The 260-nt window shown below is 34.6% G+C and carries 1 protein-coding gene; it reads left to right on the top strand.

All coding sequences use genetic code 11. The annotated features are described in order from the left end of the window. Positions 1 to 15: 15 nt before the first annotated feature. Positions 16 to 260, top strand: a 245-nt coding sequence (locus SB775_RS30965) for a cation transporter (RefSeq protein ID WP_410865098.1), incomplete at its 3' end; no start/stop codon positions are given.

Raw genomic sequence — 260 nt, 5'->3', positions numbered from 1 at the left:
ATAGAGGTGAGAGACATGAATGAAAAAAAAGAGGCCAATCTCCAAATATCAGGCATGACATGTGCAGCCTGTGCAAATAGAATTGAAAAAGGCCTGAAAAAAGTAGAAGGTGTTCATGATGCAAATGTAAATTTTGCACTTGAAAAAACAAAAATAATGTATGATCCCCATAAAACAAATCCACAACAATTTAAGGAAAAAGTTGAGTCGCTAGGATATGGAATTGTAAGTGATAAAGCTGAGTTTACTGTTTCAGGGAT

This window comes from Peribacillus sp. SIMBA_075 (assembly GCF_046534585.1).
This window is presented reverse-complemented; position numbering and strand designations above follow the sequence as displayed.